The sequence below is a fragment of the Tardiphaga sp. OK245 genome (genome assembly GCF_900108575.1).
Taxonomy (GTDB): Bacteria; Pseudomonadota; Alphaproteobacteria; order Rhizobiales; family Xanthobacteraceae; genus Tardiphaga; species Tardiphaga robiniae.
The window spans coordinates 58,862-75,323 of sequence record NZ_FNWZ01000006.1 but is presented as its reverse complement, the minus strand read 5'-3'; the positions used below and the strand labels follow the sequence as shown (position 1 = coordinate 75,323).

The 16,462-nt window shown below is 62.2% G+C and carries 16 protein-coding genes; 8 read left to right on the top strand and 8 right to left on the bottom strand.

All coding sequences use genetic code 11. The features are described from left to right. The first annotated feature begins 134 nt into the window (after positions 1 to 134). A complete protein-coding gene (locus BLW80_RS26805) occupies positions 135 to 1,136 on the top strand; it encodes a flavin reductase (RefSeq protein ID WP_093761303.1) in 1,002 nt (333 codons plus the stop codon). Positions 1,137 to 1,326: 190 nt separating this feature from the next. Here BLW80_RS26805 and BLW80_RS26800 read toward each other — a convergent pair whose 3' ends face one another. Then, positions 1,327 to 2,313, bottom strand: a complete 987-nt coding sequence (locus BLW80_RS26800) for an ABC transporter substrate-binding protein (protein ID WP_068732554.1) — start codon at positions 2,311 to 2,313, stop codon at positions 1,327 to 1,329. Between the two features lie 174 nt (positions 2,314 to 2,487). Here BLW80_RS26800 and BLW80_RS26795 point away from each other — a divergent pair, with 174 nt between their 5' ends. Next, positions 2,488 to 3,867 (top strand): malonyl-CoA decarboxylase, encoded by a 1,380-nt coding sequence (locus BLW80_RS26795; protein ID WP_093761301.1) that lies wholly within the window; start codon positions 2,488 to 2,490, stop codon positions 3,865 to 3,867. Between the two features lie 191 nt (positions 3,868 to 4,058). Here the strand turns inward: BLW80_RS26795 and BLW80_RS26790 are convergent, their stop codons facing one another. Next, complete coding sequence (locus BLW80_RS26790; protein WP_093761299.1) at positions 4,059 to 4,934, bottom strand: cell envelope integrity EipB family protein; 876 nt, start codon at positions 4,932 to 4,934, stop codon at positions 4,059 to 4,061. 252 nt (positions 4,935 to 5,186) lie between these two features. Here BLW80_RS26790 and BLW80_RS26785 point away from each other — a divergent pair, with 252 nt between their 5' ends. From BLW80_RS26785 to BLW80_RS26770, 4 genes are all read left to right on the top strand, one after another. After that, the gene (locus BLW80_RS26785) at positions 5,187 to 5,654 is read left to right on the top strand and encodes a RidA family protein (protein ID WP_089263740.1); all 468 of its coding nucleotides are present in this window, start codon (positions 5,187 to 5,189) and stop codon (positions 5,652 to 5,654) included. 78 nt (positions 5,655 to 5,732) lie between these two features. Further along, positions 5,733 to 6,479 carry a glycerophosphodiester phosphodiesterase gene (locus BLW80_RS26780; RefSeq protein ID WP_093761297.1) on the top strand — a complete coding sequence of 249 codons (747 nt, stop codon included), beginning with the start codon at positions 5,733 to 5,735 and terminating at the stop codon, positions 6,477 to 6,479. A 102-nt stretch (positions 6,480 to 6,581) separates the two neighbouring features. Then, on the top strand, positions 6,582 to 7,817 hold the full coding sequence (locus tag BLW80_RS26775; protein ID WP_170849814.1) for a GNAT family N-acetyltransferase: 1,236 nt from the start codon (positions 6,582 to 6,584) through the stop codon (positions 7,815 to 7,817). A gap of 59 nt (positions 7,818 to 7,876) precedes the next feature. Beyond that, positions 7,877 to 8,305 (top strand): HIT family protein, encoded by a 429-nt coding sequence (locus tag BLW80_RS26770; protein WP_089263737.1) that lies wholly within the window; start codon positions 7,877 to 7,879, stop codon positions 8,303 to 8,305. Positions 8,306 to 8,365: 60 nt separating this feature from the next. Here the strand turns inward: BLW80_RS26770 and tsaA are convergent, their stop codons facing one another. The 5 genes from tsaA to BLW80_RS26745 form a co-directional block, all read right to left on the bottom strand. Further along, a complete protein-coding gene (tsaA, locus tag BLW80_RS26765) occupies positions 8,366 to 8,857 on the bottom strand; it encodes a tRNA (N6-threonylcarbamoyladenosine(37)-N6)-methyltransferase TrmO (RefSeq protein ID WP_092144388.1) in 492 nt (163 codons plus the stop codon). 26 nt (positions 8,858 to 8,883) lie between these two features. Next, on the bottom strand, positions 8,884 to 9,870 hold the full coding sequence (locus BLW80_RS26760; protein ID WP_244528457.1) for a Bug family tripartite tricarboxylate transporter substrate binding protein: 987 nt from the start codon (positions 9,868 to 9,870) through the stop codon (positions 8,884 to 8,886). A 91-nt stretch (positions 9,871 to 9,961) separates the two neighbouring features. Then, positions 9,962 to 10,306 carry an AzlD domain-containing protein gene (locus BLW80_RS26755; protein ID WP_093761293.1) on the bottom strand — a complete coding sequence of 115 codons (345 nt, stop codon included), beginning with the start codon at positions 10,304 to 10,306 and terminating at the stop codon, positions 9,962 to 9,964. Further along, on the bottom strand, positions 10,303 to 11,037 hold the full coding sequence (locus BLW80_RS26750; RefSeq protein ID WP_170849813.1) for an AzlC family ABC transporter permease: 735 nt from the start codon (positions 11,035 to 11,037) through the stop codon (positions 10,303 to 10,305). Before BLW80_RS26750 ends, BLW80_RS26755 begins: the two co-directional genes overlap by 4 nt. A gap of 91 nt (positions 11,038 to 11,128) precedes the next feature. Next, a complete protein-coding gene (locus BLW80_RS26745; RefSeq protein ID WP_093761289.1) occupies positions 11,129 to 12,100 on the bottom strand; it encodes a lytic transglycosylase domain-containing protein in 972 nt (323 codons plus the stop codon). Between the two features lie 89 nt (positions 12,101 to 12,189). On the opposite strand from BLW80_RS26745, the gene BLW80_RS26740 reads away from it, so the two are divergent. Together BLW80_RS26740 and BLW80_RS26735 are read left to right on the top strand one after the other, a co-directional pair. Then, positions 12,190 to 13,125, top strand: coding sequence for a glycine/sarcosine/betaine reductase selenoprotein B family protein (locus BLW80_RS26740; RefSeq protein ID WP_093761287.1), 936 nt, complete (start codon positions 12,190 to 12,192; stop codon positions 13,123 to 13,125). A 139-nt stretch (positions 13,126 to 13,264) separates the two neighbouring features. Further along, on the top strand, positions 13,265 to 13,615 hold the full coding sequence (locus BLW80_RS26735; RefSeq protein ID WP_068734400.1) for a PilZ domain-containing protein: 351 nt from the start codon (positions 13,265 to 13,267) through the stop codon (positions 13,613 to 13,615). A gap of 213 nt (positions 13,616 to 13,828) precedes the next feature. On the opposite strand, the gene clpA is transcribed toward BLW80_RS26735, so the two are convergent. After that, positions 13,829 to 16,228 (bottom strand): ATP-dependent Clp protease ATP-binding subunit ClpA, encoded by a 2,400-nt coding sequence (gene clpA, locus BLW80_RS26730; protein WP_089263729.1) that lies wholly within the window; start codon positions 16,226 to 16,228, stop codon positions 13,829 to 13,831. Positions 16,229 to 16,462 lie beyond the last annotated feature (234 nt).

The window sequence follows — 16,462 nt, the reverse complement described above, 5'->3', positions numbered from 1 at the left end:
TCTCCGTGTTTTAAAGCGATTATGGTTGGATGATAGGCGCGGTCATGTTATATGAAAAGGAATATTTTTAATCTTGAAGGACAATCCGGCGCTGTATTTTGGGCAGTCGCGGATGTCGCGGAGCGGCGAATTCCATGGCGTTTGACAAGACGGCGCAGGACAAGGTCGCGGACGACAAGCTCGTGGACAAGGCGCAGGCGGTCAACCCCGCCACCTTCCGTCAGGCGCTGGGCCAGTTTCCGACCGGCGTCACCGTGGTCACCGCCACCAATGGCGATCATCCCGTGGGCATGACCGCGAACTCCTTCTCGTCGGTGTCGCTCGATCCGCCGCTGGTGCTGTGGAGCGTCGCGAAATCTTCACCGAGCCACGATCCCTTCGTCGAAGCCGACGCTTTCGCCATTCATTTTCTCGGCGCCGATCATGGCGAGCTCGCGATGCGTTTCGGCCGTCGCGGCTCCGACAAGTTTGCTGATATCGCCCATGCGCCGGGCATCAGCGGCGCACCGCTGATCGAAGGCCTCGCACCGATCTTCGAATGCAAGACCTGGGCGCGCTATCCCGGCGGCGACCACACGATCCTGGTCGGTGAAGTCGTGCACTTCGTCGAGCGCAATCACGACCCCCTCGTCTTCCACTCCGGACAACTGCGCCGCATTGACAAGGCACAGCCACGTGCGCCGGCCCTGGCCAGCAACAGTTTTGCACGCAGCTACCTGTCCTATCTGCTGGCGCGCGCCAGCTTCAACGTATCCAGCTCGTTTCACGCGCGGTTGAAGGAATGGGACCTCACGGTGCCGGAATGGCGCGTGCTGGCCTGCCTTGCCGATGTCGAAGGGCTCTCGGTTGGCGAGCTCGCCGCAATGGCTTTGATGAAGCAACCCGGCCTGACGAAAGTGCTCGACCGCATGGAGCGCGACGATCTGCTCAAGCGCAAGAGCACCTCGAACGATCGGCGCCGCGTCACGCTCTACCTGACCGCAAAGGGCCGCGCGCGCGTCAAGCCCGTGCAGAAGGCCGCGCTCGAACATGAGGCGGAACTGCTGAAGCGCTTCAGCGACGACGAACGCGCAACGATCAAATACACGCTGGATCTCCTGATCGACAGCGGCATGTCGGACGCGACGAGCGAGTAGTAGAAGCTACGCCCTCTCGGCCGTCATTGCGAGGAGCGAAGCGACGCGGCAATCCAGAAAGCCACAAGCGAAGGAAGAACTGGATTGCTTCGTCGCAAAGGCTCCTCGCAATGACGGCTGATAGAGGGGCGCGAAACGAAAATGGCCGGGGCAAGCCCGGCCATGACGTAGTCACTGATGCAGCTCGCCGTTACTTGATCGGCGCGACGACCTTGCCCTTCAGCTCGGAGACGTCGAGCTTCTTCGGCAGCATTCCGGACTCGACATAGGTGTCGAGCATCTTCTGAATCGCATCGAAATTCGGCGCGGCGCCGGGGTCGCGTGCGAAGTCGTTATCCTTCAACAGGTAGGTTTCCAGCACCGGGATCGGCGCCTTCATCACTTCGTTGACGACCTTCAGGGTTTCGTCGCGGTTGGCTAGCGCCTTCTGCATGCCCAGCGTCAGATCGCGCACATACATCCTGGCCAGTTCCGGATTCTTCTCGATGAAGTCGGCACGGCAGGCTTCGAGGATGTGCACGATGCCATCCTGCTGCTGCGACAGCGAGAACAGCTTGCGGGTACCGCCCTTGGCTTCCATGCGCGCAGCAAACGGCTGGTTCATCACGGCGGAGTCGACACGGCCCGAACGCAGCGCTTCTTCCGAGAGCGCGAAGCCGACTTCAACCAGCTTGACGTCCTTGGCCGGATCGAGGCCGGCCTGCTTCAGCAAGATCGCCATCGGGCCATAGATGCCGGAGCCGAGCGTGTTGATCGACATCGTCTTCCCCTTGAGGTCGGCGATGGTCTTGATCGGCGAGTCGTCCTTTACCGCCCAATAGACCGAGAAGCTGCCCGGTTTTTCGAACACGTGCTGCGCAACGATCGAAGCCTTGAGGTTGCCGCTCTGCACGCCCTGCGCCAGTGCCAGCACCGATTGCGTCGCGCAATCCAGCGCGCCGGCCGCGAGTGCCTGCGTCATCGGCGCGGTGCCCTGAAACTGCACCCACTCGATATTGTATTTCTTGCCGAGATCCGCGAATTCCTGCGGACGCTTCATCATCCAGTATTTGGATTCTTCGGCCGGGATGGTCCAGCCAACCTTGATGGTTTGTTGGGCAAATGCCGAGCCACTGCTCAGCAACGCTCCGAGTGCCAGAGCCGCCACAACGCCACGCTTCGATGCGATCCGCTTCATCCTGAATTCCTCTGTTTTCAGCGATCCGGCCGCAGTCAGAAACGAATGCAATTCTCTTGCCGAAGCGCTCCCCACTCACAATTGTTTCATGCTTCAAATGATCGCGCAATATGCCTCGCTATGGGCTATATTGAAGCAGACTGGTTGGACTGCCAGCCCGGGAATTGATTCACCATGAGCAATGACTCCTTCTTCTCCGATCTCCTCGCATCCATCTCGGAACGCGGACGCACTCTGCTGCGGCTCGGTCCCGCATCTGTCGATCCCAAACAGAACGCATCGGATTTGATCGAACTCTGTACGGAGCTGTTGTCAGGACGCGGCGAAGCGTCCGGCACGGTCCTCGCGCGCGGCGTGCTCGATCGCTACAAGAGTCTCGACGAGGCCGGTCGTCTCACCTTCTTCGAGAACCTCGCACAGAATTACGGTCCCGATCGTGACAAGCTTGAGAAGGCCATCGAAGCATGGCGTGCCAAGCCGACCGGCGACGTCTCCGGCGAATTGCATTTCGCATCCGAGCCACAGCGGCAGGAGCTGTTTCGCCGGCTGAACCGCGCGCCGAACGCGACCAGCGAACTCGTGAAGATGCGTGAAGATCTTCTCGATCTGAAGAATGGTAACAAAGACCTCAACGCCGTCGATCGCGACGTCGTTCATCTCTTGGCATCCTGGTTCAACAGGGGATTTCTGGTGCTGCGCAAGATCGACTGGTCCACGCCCGCCAATGTGCTCGAAAAAGTCATCAAATATGAAGCGGTGCATGAGATCCACGACTGGGACGATCTGCGCCGCCGCATCGATCCCGTGGATCGCCGCTGCTACGCGTTCTTCCACCCGGCCCTTGTCGATGAACCGCTGATCTTCGTCGAGGTCGCCCTCACCGAAACCATTCCGGGCGCCATCGCGCCGCTGCTCGCCGTCGATCGCCAGCCGGTGCCGATCGAGCGCGCACGCACCGCGGTGTTCTATTCGATCTCCAACTGCCAGCGCGGTCTCGGCGGTATTTCGTTCGGCAACTTCCTGATCAAGCAGGTGGTCGAGGAACTGCGCCGCGAATTGCCGAAGCTCGATACGTTCGTGACGCTGTCACCGGTGCCGGGTTTCATGAAGTGGCTCAAGAAGGCCGATGACCTCAACCTGTCCAATGAAGACCAGGCGCTGGTCGATATGCTCGCCGATCCGCTATGGGTCAACGACACAGCGCTGACGGCGCAGCTCAAGCCCGTAATGGAGCAGCTCGCCGCGCATTACTTCCTGAGAGCCAAGAGCCCGCGCGGCGGTCCGATCGATTCCGTTGCCCGCTTCCATCTCGGCAACGGCGCACGGCTCGAGCGCATCGACTGGCTCGGCGACACCTCAGCCAAGGGCCTGCGCGAGTCCGCCAGTCTGATGGTGAACTATCTGTATCGTCTCGACGATATCGAGAAGAACCACGAAGCCTATGCCGACCATTATGAGATCGCGGCATCGAGCGCGGTGAAGAAGCTGCTGAAGAGTGAAAGCGGCGGTGGCCTGCGTTTGCTGGACAGCATGCGGCTGTCGCGGGCGGAGTGACGAACTTCACCTCTCCCCGCTTGCGGGGAGAGGTCGACTGAATCGCGCGAAGCGCGTGGAAGTCGGGTGAGGGGGACTCTCCACCTGCTCAGCTCTCGGAGAGTCCCCCTCACCCGTCGCGGACTTCGTCCGCGTCACCCTCTCCCCGCCTTGCAAAGCAAAGCTTCGCCCGGCGGGGCGAGGGGCATCCCTCACTTACAAGGCTTGCTGTCCTTCACATTGAACTTGCTCATGGCGCCGCCGATGACGAAGTCATTGTAGTCCAGCATCAGCGACCGCGAGACGCCGTTCTCATAGAGTTCGAACGACATCGCATAGACCGGCGTCTGCTCGCCGCCGTCGGAGGATTTGGCCGATTTGTCGTAATAGCTGACGGTGACCGGCCAGCGCGTCAGCTTCTTCATCCCGTCATCGCCCGTCGAAGGATCGGGTTCGCTGACCTTGCGATCCCCGGGGATCGCCTGCCCGATCACCGTGAGCGTGCTGTAGACTTTCTCGCCTGTATCCGACCCGTCATAGACATTCAGTTCCAGCACCGACTTGCCTTCGCGTGCGGCGGCAATGATGCGATGGATCTGCTCGGTCGGAAACACCGTGGAGCCCTCCAGCGTGAAGGTCTTCGCCACCGGCTGCTTCAGCTTGACGGTGACGTGATCGCCCTCGCGCTCCGCCATGCCGTCGACGGCGCTGGCATCACCGTCATTCATCCGGGTGTCGATCTTGAAGCGATAGCTCTTGCCGTCGCCGGCTTCCCAGCTGGTGGAGCGCAGATCGCTCAGCGTGGTCTTGTCCTCGCCGCTGTTCAGCTCCGAGACCTGACGGAAGTCCGACGTGTAGCCTTCGCAGGCACTGCCGGTAAAATTATAGAGGATGCGGCCGCTGGCGCTGTTGACGCTGGCATTGCCCCGCGACTTCAACAGCTTCAGCTCATACAGCGCCTGATGCGCGACGAACGGCGTGCCCGCAGCAGGCGGAGCCGCGAATGCCGACACCGGCGCTACGAAGGTCGCAATGGTCAGTGCCAGCGAAGCGGCCTGGAGGCGCGAAACGGAGGAAATGCGGCGCATGGGTTTTCCCTGGATTCTGGAACTACAACAATAGAGAGCGTCCTATTGCGTCGCAACTACGGCCACGCCGGATTCGCACTGCGGAAATGCCATATTCTGCAGCGAATCTTGCTAAATCCGCACAGTTGCAGCGGCGACCCGGTGTCGCCGGATCGTCACTTGCGCGGCGACGCGGTATGGGTGAAACAGACAGTGCCTGAACCCTTTGGGGACTTTTGTTCAGGCACATCATCAATTGTTTGGGGAATCACGATGGCAGGAACGGTCGAGCAGAAACTTGCGGATCTGGGGGTCAAGCTTCACGAGCCGGTGAGCCCGGTAGCGAACTATGTCGGCTTCGTCCGCACGGGCAATCTGCTGTTCGTCTCCGGTCAGATCTGCATGGGCGCCGACGGCCAGCTGATCGCCAAGGGCAAGCTCGGCGCCGGCGTCACGCTCGAACAGGGCGTCAATGCCGCGCGCGGCTGCGCCATCAATATCCTGGCCCAGGTCAAGGCTGCGCTCGGCGATCTCGACAAGGTGGCCCGCGTCGTCCGTCTCGGCGGCTTCGTCAATTCGACGCCCGATTTCATTGACGCGCCGAAAATCATCAATGGCGCATCGGACCTGATGGTCGCCGCCTTCGGCGACAAGGGCCGGCACTCCCGCGCCGCTGTCGGCGTCGCCTCGCTGCCCGCCGATTGCGCGGTCGAGATCGATGCGGTGTTCGAAGTCATCTAGCTTTTCGTTTTGACGCGTTTTCTTCACGCGAACCGGTATCCACTTCGCTTGAAAACGCTCTGATTCAGGACAATCCCGATGCGCGCACCTGACTGGCTTATCGCCCGGCCGGTCGCGCATCGTGGCCTGCACGATCGCACCCGCGGCATTATCGAGAACATGCCCGGCGCCATGCACGCCGCCATATCAGGCAATTTCAGCATCGAGACCGATGTGCAACTCACCGCCGATGGCGAGGCGATGGTGCATCATGACGATGAGTTGGGACGCCTGACCGAAGGCTCCGGTCCCCTGCTCGCGAAGACCTCCACCGAACTCAAGCAAATAGCCTTCAAGGACACGCCTGAGCGCATGATGTCGCTCGGCGATCTGCTCGCTCTGATCGATGGCCGCGTCGGGCTCGTGATCGAGATCAAGAGCCATTTCGACGGCAACCGCAAACTGGTCACCCGCGTCGCCGAGATTCTCAAAACCTATCGCGGGCCGGTTGCCTGGATGTCGTTCGATCCCGATCAGGTTCTCGCGATGCGCGAGATCGCCCCCGAGATCCCGCGCGGCATCACCGCCCAGCGCAGCTATGACGACGGCGAGTGGCTGACACTGACGCAGGCCCAGCGCGACGGCATGCGCCATCTCCGCCATGCCTTCCGCACCCGCCCCCATTTCGTCTCCTACTGGGTCAAGGAACTGCCGGCCCCGGCGCCCTGGATCGCCCGCAACCTGTTCGGCTGCGCGCTCCTGACCTGGACCGTGCGCACGCCGGAACAGCGCGCCATCACCGCCCGCTATGCCGACCAGATGACCTTCGAGGGCTTTGTGCCGTAAACTGAAGGCGTTGCGGCCGGGACTTGAAGTGTCCGGCGCGATGCACAATCTTAGGAGCGGTCACCGCGACGGTTGATCGCATATGACCGGTTCAAGTGATTGATGACGTCATCGGAAATTACGCTCGAAGCAGTGGCGTCCATCAGCCAGATTCCGGCCACGGACTGGGATGCCTGCGCCACCGGTCATGCCGATCTCGGTGGCATTGAGAGCCTCGATACGCTGGCCCCAGCGGCCAATGGTTGCGCCTCGAAAGCCAATTACAACCCGTTCGTGTCCCATGCCTTTTTCACGGCCGTCGAGAAGTCGAATTCGGCCTGCGCCCGCACCGGCTGGGGACCGCGCCATCTGATCGCCAAGAGTGATGGCCGCATCGTCGGTGTCGTGCCCTGTTATCTGAAATCGCACTCGCAGGGCGAATACGTGTTCGACCGCGGCTGGGCCGATGCCTATGAGCGTGCCGGCGGGCAGTATTACCCGAAGCTGCAGGCCTCGGTTCCGTTCACGCCCGCCACCGGCCCGCGCCTGCTGATCCGCGACGGCGTCGATGTGGAACGCGTCGGCGCGGCGCTGGCCGGCGGTCTCGTCGGTCTCTGCGAGGCCACCGATGCATCGTCTGTCCATGTCACTTTCGCGCGCGAAAGCGAATGGCAATTTCTCGCCGCGCGCGGCTTCCTGCAGCGGACCGACCAGCAGTTTCATTTTCACAATGACGGCTACAACAGTTTCGACGATTTCCTGGCGACGCTGAATTCGCGCCATCGCAAGGCGATCAAGCGCGAGCGCCGCGATGCGCTGGCCGCTGGCATCACCATCCATCCCCTCACCGGCAGCGACATTACCGAAGAAGCGTGGGACGCGTTTTTCGCCTTCTACATGGAAACCGGCTCGCGCAAGTGGGGCCGGCCGTATCTCACGCGCGAGTTCTACAAGTTGATTGGCGACAGCATGAGCGATGACGTCGTGCTGATCATGGCCAAACGCGACGGCAAGTGGATCGCGGGTGCCATCAACTTCATCGGCTCGGACACGCTGTTCGGTCGTCACTGGGGCGCCATCGAACATCACCCGTTCCTGCATTTCGAGGTCTGCTATTATCAGGCCATCGACTTCGCCATCCGCCGCGGGCTGAAGCGTGTCGAGGCCGGCGCCCAGGGCGAACACAAGATCGCACGGGGCTATCTGCCGCAGACCACCTATTCGGCGCATTACATCGCCGATCGCGGACTGCGTCAGGCGGTCGGCGAATATCTTCAGCGCGAGCGTGAATATGTCGCGGAGGCCGTCCGCGAATTGACCGAGGCCGGCCCGTTCAGGAAGAGCGACGAGCAGGATTAAGCCGTCTTGACCGGCTCCCCTCTGGCGGCGACAGTCGCCCAAATTCTCCGGAGGATTCCATGACCGCGTATGACCCGAACAACATCTTCGCCAAGATCCTGCGCGGCGAATTCCCCTGCTACAAGGTCTATGAGAACGACCACGTGCTGGCGTTCCTCGACATCATGCCGCGCTCCCCGGGCCATACGCTGGTGATCCCCAAGGCGCCCGCGCGCAACATCTTCGACATCACGCCGGACGACTACGCCCATGTCATCCGCGCCGCCCACAAGATCGCCGCCGCCTGCAAACAGGCCTTCAAGGCCGACGGCATGACCGTCGCACAATATTCCGAGGCCGCCGGCGGCCAGGTAGTGTTTCACCTGCACATGCATGTGATGCCGCGCCACGACAATGTCGGCCTGCTGCCGCCGGCGTCGCGCAAGGAAGATCCGAAGGTGCTGGAAGACAACGCGACGAAGCTGATCGCGGCACTGGCGGCGCTATAGGCTACGCACCGGCCGTGCACTCTCTCTCTCTCCGCTCTGCGCGGGGAGAGGTAACGTCCCCTATTCCGTCTGGAAATCGCCCGGCTGCGGCGGCGCCAGCGGCGTGAATTCGCAGCGATCGGGTTTCACGTCCAGCAGCGGCGTCTCGTCGAGGCAATCGAGCCCGCGCACTAGCACGGTCGATCCCTCGATCCCCACCAGCTTGACCATGGACGTGCCGAGCGGGTTCGGCCGCACCGGCGTCCGCAACGAGAAGATGCCGCGCGCATTGCCGTCGTTCTTCGGGCTCTGCAGTACGAGGTCGCGGCGCGACAGATGCAGCCAGTAGATCACTTCGAGATGCTTGTAGAGGTCGAGGTCCTTCAGCCCCGGCACCCACGGCTCGAAGATTTCGAGCCGGCACACCGGACCGTCATGGCGACCCTGCCGCGGCGTTTCCAGCCGCGACGTCCAGGGCGTGCGGATGCGTCCGATATAGACGAGGCCCGCATGGTTCGGCTTCGGTGCATCGACGGCGAGTTCGCCGGCGCGGATTTCACTCTCACGAACCATTGGTCACCGTTCTTGCATCCTGTCGATCAATCCAGCGAGATACCCTGCGCCTTGATCACCTTCGACCACCGCGCCCGGTCTTCGTCAACGAATTCGTTGATCTCCTTGACCGTCTTCGGTCGCAGTACGGGGAAGCCGATCTTTTCCAGCGATGCGCGGAACGCAGTGTCGTTCAAGGCGCGGTCCATGCTGGCCATCACCGTCTTCACGACATCGTCCGGCAGTTTCGACGACCCCGCCAGACCGAACCAGACGCCGACCTGATAGTCAGGATAGCCGCTCTCGATGACGGTCGGCACGTCAGGCAGATCGGGACTACGTTCTTTCGAACTGACGCCAAGCGGGCGCAGCAACCCGGCCTTCACGGGCGGCAGCGCGGTGGAGAGCGTATCGAACATCACCTGGATATTGCCGGAGAGCAGATCGGTCAGCGCGGGACCTGCGCCCTTGTAAGGCACATGGGTCATGTCGACGCCAGCGATCTGCTTGAACATTTCGCCGGCGAGATGAATGGTGCCGCCGGTGCCGGCCGAACCAAAATTCAGCTTGCCCGGATTGGCCTTCGCGTAAGCCACGAACTCCTTCACCGTCTTGGCCGGCACGGAGGGATGCACTTCCATCACCACAGGCAGATCGGTCACCACCGTCAGCATCCGCAAATCCTTCTGCGGATCGTAGGACAGCTTTTTGTAGAGCAGCGGGTTAAGCACCATGATGGATGCAGCCGTGACAAACAGCGTGTAGCCATCGGGTTCTGCACGCGCGACCGCTTCGGCCGCGATGGCGCCTTGTGCGCCCGGCTTGTTCTCGACGATGGTCGTCTGCTTCAGATCGCGCCCGAGATAATCCGCCACCAGACGCGCAAGCACATCGGTGGGGCCTCCTGCCGCATAGGGCACAACGAGTTTGATCACACGCGTCGGATATTCCGCCGCGCGGGCAAGCGGCGCAGTGACGGCCATCGCCGCGATGACAAGGCCGGACACGAGGGCGGAATGCACGCGAAATCTCATATCGTCTCCCAACGCATTGTTTTTAAGTTGGGCGAAGACTATCGCGTTCACGCAGTCATACAAGGCCGATACAGCCTGACACTGTCGTCTATCAACCGAGGATGTATTTGCCGGTGACCATCACCAGCTCGCCGCACGCGACGCCGAGAAAGATCGAGCGCCGGAAAGCGACAAAGACGACAAGTCCGACAGCGACCGCACCATAGCGCAGCGGCGGCGGAACGCTCGCCAATGCGCCGGGCGGCACGACCAGAATCTGCGCAATGACGCCGGCGAGGATCGCGGTGGCCACGGCCCTCACCCAGATCAGTATCTCGGACTCTTCATCGACACCGCCGCCGAGCCACAGGCCAAGCATGCGCCAGACTTCATTGGGCAGAAAACCCGCCAGCAGCAGTACGACGAGCGCATGCCAGTCGCCGATGAAGTCGCTCATCGCCGCCTCCAGCGATGCACGCCATAGGCGATCGTCCCGGCGGAGACGCCCGATATCAGGATGTCGACGCCGGTGTTGAAGAGCGACACGACAGGAAACAGCGCGAGACCGAGCACGAGCGCCACGATATCGGCGAGCTGCTTGCAGTTGCGCGCCGTCGACAGCAGAAATGCCAGCGGCGTCAGCAAAAGGATCGCCGCGCCGAACAGCGGCGGCAGGTTGGCCGCGAGGTGATAGCCAATGAACGTCGCGGTCAGCGAAGACAACACAAGTCCGAGGCCGAGCCCGTTGACGAAGGCGATGCGCCGCTCGCGCGGGACCAGCGGCATCAACCGGAAACACTCCACCCACAGCGTCACTGCGATGAAATGCGATGGCAGGATCAATTGCCGCTTTTTGGTATCCGGCATGCGCAGCATCGGTAGCACCGACACCACCATGGGAAACAGACGGATCGCGCTTACGGTCACCGCGAGCGCCGCCTGGATCACCGTGGCGCCGGAGCCGAGCGCGACGAGAAGAATAATCTGTGCGGGACCGGCCCAGACGAACAATGTGCTGGCCAGCGCCCAGAACAGGCTGAAATGCGTGTCATGAGCCAGCGCGCCGATGCCGATATAGGTCGCGAACAGTACCAGCGTCAGGATGGTCGTGGTGATCGACCGCATGCCGTAAAGGAAGGCCGCCGCACTGCCCTGCCATCTCGGTGAATCCAGTGCAGGAAGCGACACGTGTGTTTGTTTCTTCTTGGTTGATCCGACGTGCCATAGGCTGCCGAAAGCCGCCGGCGTCAAGAGGCGCCAATGCATGGGGTGCCAGCAGTCACGCTCTGCCGTTGCGCAGCACCAGACAGCCCTGCCCGGCCCGGCGGATCTTGCCGCAGAGATCGTTGGCCTCGTCACGCGTGTCGGTCCCGATCCGCACCTGGTAGAAGGTTCGCGTACCACGGCTTCGGAACAGCGAACTCAGCAGGTTGGGATCGCGTTCGCCGACCACCGTGCGCAAGCGCAGCATCACGCGCGCATAGGACATCAGAGCACGATCACGATTGAAGCCTGCCGCCAGTTGCACACCCCATGGCCGTGCTTCGCCGAGCTTCACGCGCGCTTCCAGTTGCGTGACGAAGGGATTGGGCGCGCGCTGCAGCAGCGCCATCAGTTCGCGGCAGCTCGACGTCGCGGCACGCGGCGGCGTCCTGCCGTTGCGGCCCGCAGCCTGCCAGTCCTCGACCGTCGCCCCGGTGATCGCGGAGACGTAGTTGCGGGTCTCACCGGGCATGTATCCCTTGCCGTCGAGCCAGTCCTGCACGCGGCGCGGTCCTGCATTATAGGCCGCAGCCGCGAGGCCGAGATTGCCGAACTGGTTGCGCAGCTCGCTGAGAAACTCCGCCGATTTCGGCAGCGCCTGCACCGGATCGAACGGATCGAGCAGACGCCGCTCATTGGCCGTGCCCGGCATGAATTGCGCAATGCCCTGCGCGCGCTGGCCATTGCGCGTCACGGGACCCACGGCATCGGGCTGAAACCGGCTCTCCTGCCAGATCACACGGGCAAAGAATTCCAGCGGCAGGTCGTTGGCCCGCGCTGCGGACTCGATCATCAGACACATCGACTCGCGTGCGTCACTGTCACGTGCCAGATTTGGCTTCGACGGCGCCGCCATTGGTATCATCCGGTCCGCGCCGGGCTTCGCCAATTCGCTGACCGGCAGCTCTTCGGCGCGCACGCCCGCGACCGGCGCAAGCAACAGCGCCGCGAGGCAAATTATCCGGCCGATGATGCTTCCGAACGCCATGCCTGATCCACGCGGATTCCCCGCGCCTTGACAGCGGGACCCCAGCAGCTAGCTATGAATGAAAGACGGCAAAAGCGGGAGTGCAAACAATGGCCGACGCGCGCGACGACACATCCGGCTTTGCCAGCGACGACGATGTTCCGATCCAGTATATGGCCCGCACCCGCGCCTATTATCAGGCGATCGGCTATGATGTTCCCTATCGCTGGGCCCATCACATCGACGCGCCGTTCCAGCCGCTGAAGAAGCCGCTGGCGCAGTCGCGCGTCGCCATCGTCACCACCGCAGCCCCCTTCGATCCCGCCAAGGGCGATCAGGGTCCGGGCGCGCTCTATAACGGCGGCGCCAAGTTCTATCAGGTCTATGACGGCGATACGTCGGTCGATCATGACCTGCGCATCTCGCACATCGCCTATGATCGCGTGCACACGAGGGCGGACGACAGCGGCACTTGGTTTCCCCTGCCCGCGCTGCGCACACTCGCCGCATCTGGCCGCATCGGTAGTGTCGCGCCGCGCTTCTATGGCGCGCCAACCAATCGCAGCCATCGCGTGACCCTTGAGACCGATGCGCCGGAGATCGTCAAGCGCGCCAAAGCCGATGGTGTTGATGTCGCCGTCCTGGCGCCGAATTGCCCGGTCTGCCACCAGACCATCAGTCTCGTCGCCCGCGAACTGGAGGCCAACGGCATCTCCACTGTGGTAGCGGGCTGCGCCAAGGACATCGTCGAACACGCTGCCGTGCCCCGTTTCCTGTTCAGCGACTTCCCGCTCGGCAATTCCGCCGGCAAGCCGCATGACAAGGCCTCGCAGGCGCAAACCCTGGAATTGGCCCTGCGCCTGCTGGAATCCGCCGTGGGTCCGCAGACCACCCTGCAATCGCCGCAGCGCTGGGCAAGGGACGCGGTCTGGAAGCGCGACTACAATAATGTCGCCCTGCTCAGCGCCGAGGAACTGGCGCGCCGACGGGCCGAGTTCGACAAGCAGAAGGACATTGCCCGCGGATTGCGCGAGACGGCGGCCTGAGCCCGAGGCCGATCACCCCGTCTTTCGGCGATCGCCCTTAACTTTGGTTTACGTTAAATCCGCTCAATCCGCGCGAGAGCCTTCCCCGCCGGATGGAACTGCGTACAGTCCCGCCTGCAACATCAGGGGACCTCAGGACATGGACGAGCGGCGCAAGAACGTCAGGGACAAGGTGATCTACGGTGCTGTCGCGTCCAAGGACCAGAAGGCCAAGGAATGTGTCGTGCGCGACATTTCCGAAGACGGCGCCCGCATCGAATTTGGCAGCGGCGCGCGACTGCCAAAGGATGAGCTGACGCTCAACATCGCGCGAAAGGGCCGTTCGTTCCTCGCCAGGATCGTCTGGTGGCGCGACAACATCGTCGGCGTCGCCTTCACCGATCCGCCGGTGGAGAGCAAGGAAAGCTCCGACATCGAAGAGCGCCTGCGCAAGAGCGAGAAGAAAAAGCGCGAATTGCAAAAGCAGATTCAGAAACTGCTGGGGCAGTAAGGCGTTTGGCCAAATAACAAAACCGCAAACTCAGCCCTCATCCTGAGGAGCGCGCTTGCGCGCGTCTCGAAGGATGGGTGCATATGCATTCATGGTTCGAGACGGCGCCGAAGAGGCGCCTCCTCACCATGAGGACAGAGAGCGTATCCCCCAAAACAAAAACGGCCGGTGATTTCTCACCGGCCGTTTTCATTTGTTCAATTGCCCGATGGCTTACGCCTTCTCCAGCGGTCCCTTGGCCGAACCCGAGCCCTTACCCGACTTCGGCTTCTTCGCCGCGCCGCGCTTCGCCGGCAGCTTCTCCGGCTTCGGTGTCACGGGACCGTCGACGAATTCGAAGCCGATGCTTTCCTGCTCGACACCGAGCACCGCCTCGTCCTTCTTCAGGATGACGCGGACATGGCCGCCATTCTTGAGCTTGCCGAACAGCAGTTCGTCGGCCAGCGGCTTCTTGATGTGCTCCTGGATCACGCGGCCCATCGGGCGCGCACCCATCTGCTCGTCATAGCCGTGCTGGATCAGCCAGGCCTTGGCGGGATCGGACAGTTCGATGGTGACGTCGCGATCTGCGAGCTGGGCTTCCAGCTGCAGCACGAACTTCTCCACCACCATGCCGATCACATCCGAATTCAGATGTGCGAAGGACACGACCGCATCGAGGCGGTTGCGGAATTCCGGCGCGAACTGCCGGTTGATCGCCTCCTGATCCTCGCCTTCCCGCTTGCCGCGGGTGAAGCCGAAGGCCGCACGTGCCATGTCGGCGGCGCCGGCATTGGTTGTCATGATCAGGATCACGTTGCGGAACGAGACCTGCTTGCCGTTATGGTCGGTCAGCCGGCCGTGATCCATCACCTGCAGCAGCACGTTGTACAGATCCGGATGCGCCTTCTCGATTTCGTCGAGCAGCACCACGCAATGCGGATGCTGGTCCACGCCATCGGTGAGCAGACCGCCCTGATCGAAGCCAACATAGCCGGGAGGCGCGCCGATCAGGCGCGACACGGTGTGCCGCTCCATATATTCGGACATGTCGAACCGAATCAGCTCGACACCCAGCGACGACGCCAGCTGCTTCGCCACTTCGGTCTTGCCGACGCCGGTGGGGCCCGAGAACAGGTAGCTGCCAATCGGCTTCTCCGGCTCGCGCAAGCCGGCACGCGCCAGCTTGATCGATGCCGCCAAGGCTTCGATCGCCTTGTCCTGCCCGAACACCACGCGCTTCAAAGTCGACTCAAGATGCCGCAGCACCTCGGCATCGTCCTTCGACACGCTCTTGGGCGGGATCCGCGCCATGGTCGCGATCGTGGTCTCGATTTCCTTGATGCCGATTGTCTTCTTGCGCTTGCTCTCGGCCACCAGCATCTGCGCCGCACCCGACTCGTCGATCACGTCGATCGCCTTGTCCGGCAGCTTGCGGTCGTGGATGTAGCGCGACGAGAGCTGCACCGCCGCCTCGATGGCCTCGTTGGTGTATTTGAGCTTGTGGTAATCCTCGAAATACGGCTTGAGGCCCTTCAGGATCGAGATCGCATCTTCAACAGTCGGTTCGTTGACGTCGATCTTCTGGAACCGGCGCACCAATGCGCGGTCCTTCTCGAAGTGCTGGCGATATTCCTTGTAGGTGGTCGAGCCCATGCAACGGATCGCCCCCGAAGCCAGCGCGGGCTTGAGCAGATTCGAAGCATCCATCGCGCCGCCCGAGGTGGCGCCGGCGCCGATCACCGTATGGATTTCGTCGATGAACAGGATCGCATTCGGATGCGCTTCGAGCTCCTTGAGCACCTGCTTCAGGCGTTCCTCGAAGTCACCGCGATAGCGCGTGCCGGCCAGCAGCGTGCCCATGTCCAGCGAGAACACGGTGGCCGCGGACAGCACTTCCGGCACGTCGCTGTCCACGATGCGCTTGGCCAGACCTTCGGCAATCGCCGTCTTGCCGACGCCGGCTTCGCCGACGAACAGCGGATTGTTCTTCTGACGGCGGCACAGGACCTGGATCGCACGGTTGATCTCGGCCGTACGCCCGATCACCGGATCGATCTTGCCGTCACGCGCCTTCTTGTTGAGATTGACGCAATAGGTATCGAGCGCCTCACCCTTCTTCTTGGCGTCGTCGCCGTTTTTGGTCTCGGTCTCTTCGTCAACGCCGCGCACCGGCCGCGCCTCGGAAACGCCCGGCCGCTTGGCAATGCCGTGGCTGATGTAATTCACCGCGTCGTAACGCGTCATGTCCTGCTCCTGCAGGAAATACGCGGCATGGCTTTCGCGCTCGGCGAAGATCGCGATCAACACATTGGCGCCGGTCACTTCTTCGCGACCCGACGACTGCACATGAATGACGGCGCGCTGAATCACGCGCTGGAAACCGGCGGTCGGCTTGGCGTCATCTGCGCCATCCGTCACCAGGTTTTCGAATTCGGTTTCGAGATAATTGACCAGACTGCCGCGCAGCTTGTCGAGATCGACGCTGCACGCCCGCATCACTGCCGCTGCGTCGCTGTCATCCACCAGCGACAGCAGGAGATGCTCCAGCGTCGCATATTGGTGGTGCCGCTCGTTCGCAATCGAGAGCGCCCGATGCAGCGATTGTTCAAGGCTTTGAGAAAAAGTTGGCATTCCGCGTCCTCGTTGGCCCCCACCATCATGATCGTCGTTGCCGGGTCAGGCAACAAGAACCTTTCTCACATATAGTGATGTCTGATCGTGGTGAAAGGCTGGTTCCCGCTGCTTGTTGTGACGCGTCCGCAGAGCACGTCTGTTCATTCCAGCGCATTGTCACATGCGCTGTTGACGCAGCCGAACGACCGCGTTCGACTCACATCAGTTCAATGCAAGACCCGTTCCCAGTTT

What these genes read in the sequence shown, in the direction of transcription:
- BLW80_RS26805 (WP_093761303.1), top strand. Translation starts at nt 135, where the DNA reads ATGGCGTTTGACAAGACGGCGCAGGACAAGGTCGCGGACGACAAGCTC.
- BLW80_RS26800 (WP_068732554.1), bottom strand. Translation starts at nt 2,313, where the DNA reads ATGAAGCGGATCGCATCGAAGCGTGGCGTTGTGGCGGCTCTGGCACTC.
- BLW80_RS26795 (WP_093761301.1), top strand. Translation starts at nt 2,488, where the DNA reads ATGAGCAATGACTCCTTCTTCTCCGATCTCCTCGCATCCATCTCGGAA.
- BLW80_RS26790 (WP_093761299.1), bottom strand. Translation starts at nt 4,934, where the DNA reads ATGCGCCGCATTTCCTCCGTTTCGCGCCTCCAGGCCGCTTCGCTGGCA.
- BLW80_RS26785 (WP_089263740.1), top strand. Translation starts at nt 5,187, where the DNA reads ATGGCAGGAACGGTCGAGCAGAAACTTGCGGATCTGGGGGTCAAGCTT.
- BLW80_RS26780 (WP_093761297.1), top strand. Translation starts at nt 5,733, where the DNA reads ATGCGCGCACCTGACTGGCTTATCGCCCGGCCGGTCGCGCATCGTGGC.
- BLW80_RS26775 (WP_170849814.1), top strand. Translation starts at nt 6,582, where the DNA reads ATGACGTCATCGGAAATTACGCTCGAAGCAGTGGCGTCCATCAGCCAG.
- BLW80_RS26770 (WP_089263737.1), top strand. Translation starts at nt 7,877, where the DNA reads ATGACCGCGTATGACCCGAACAACATCTTCGCCAAGATCCTGCGCGGC.
- tsaA (WP_092144388.1), bottom strand. Translation starts at nt 8,857, where the DNA reads ATGGTTCGTGAGAGTGAAATCCGCGCCGGCGAACTCGCCGTCGATGCA.
- BLW80_RS26760 (WP_244528457.1), bottom strand. Translation starts at nt 9,870, where the DNA reads ATGAGATTTCGCGTGCATTCCGCCCTCGTGTCCGGCCTTGTCATCGCG.
- BLW80_RS26755 (WP_093761293.1), bottom strand. Translation starts at nt 10,306, where the DNA reads ATGAGCGACTTCATCGGCGACTGGCATGCGCTCGTCGTACTGCTGCTG.
- BLW80_RS26745 (WP_093761289.1), bottom strand. Translation starts at nt 12,100, where the DNA reads ATGGCGTTCGGAAGCATCATCGGCCGGATAATTTGCCTCGCGGCGCTG.
- BLW80_RS26740 (WP_093761287.1), top strand. Translation starts at nt 12,190, where the DNA reads ATGGCCGACGCGCGCGACGACACATCCGGCTTTGCCAGCGACGACGAT.
- BLW80_RS26735 (WP_068734400.1), top strand. Translation starts at nt 13,265, where the DNA reads ATGGACGAGCGGCGCAAGAACGTCAGGGACAAGGTGATCTACGGTGCT.
- clpA (WP_089263729.1), bottom strand. Translation starts at nt 16,228, where the DNA reads ATGCCAACTTTTTCTCAAAGCCTTGAACAATCGCTGCATCGGGCGCTC.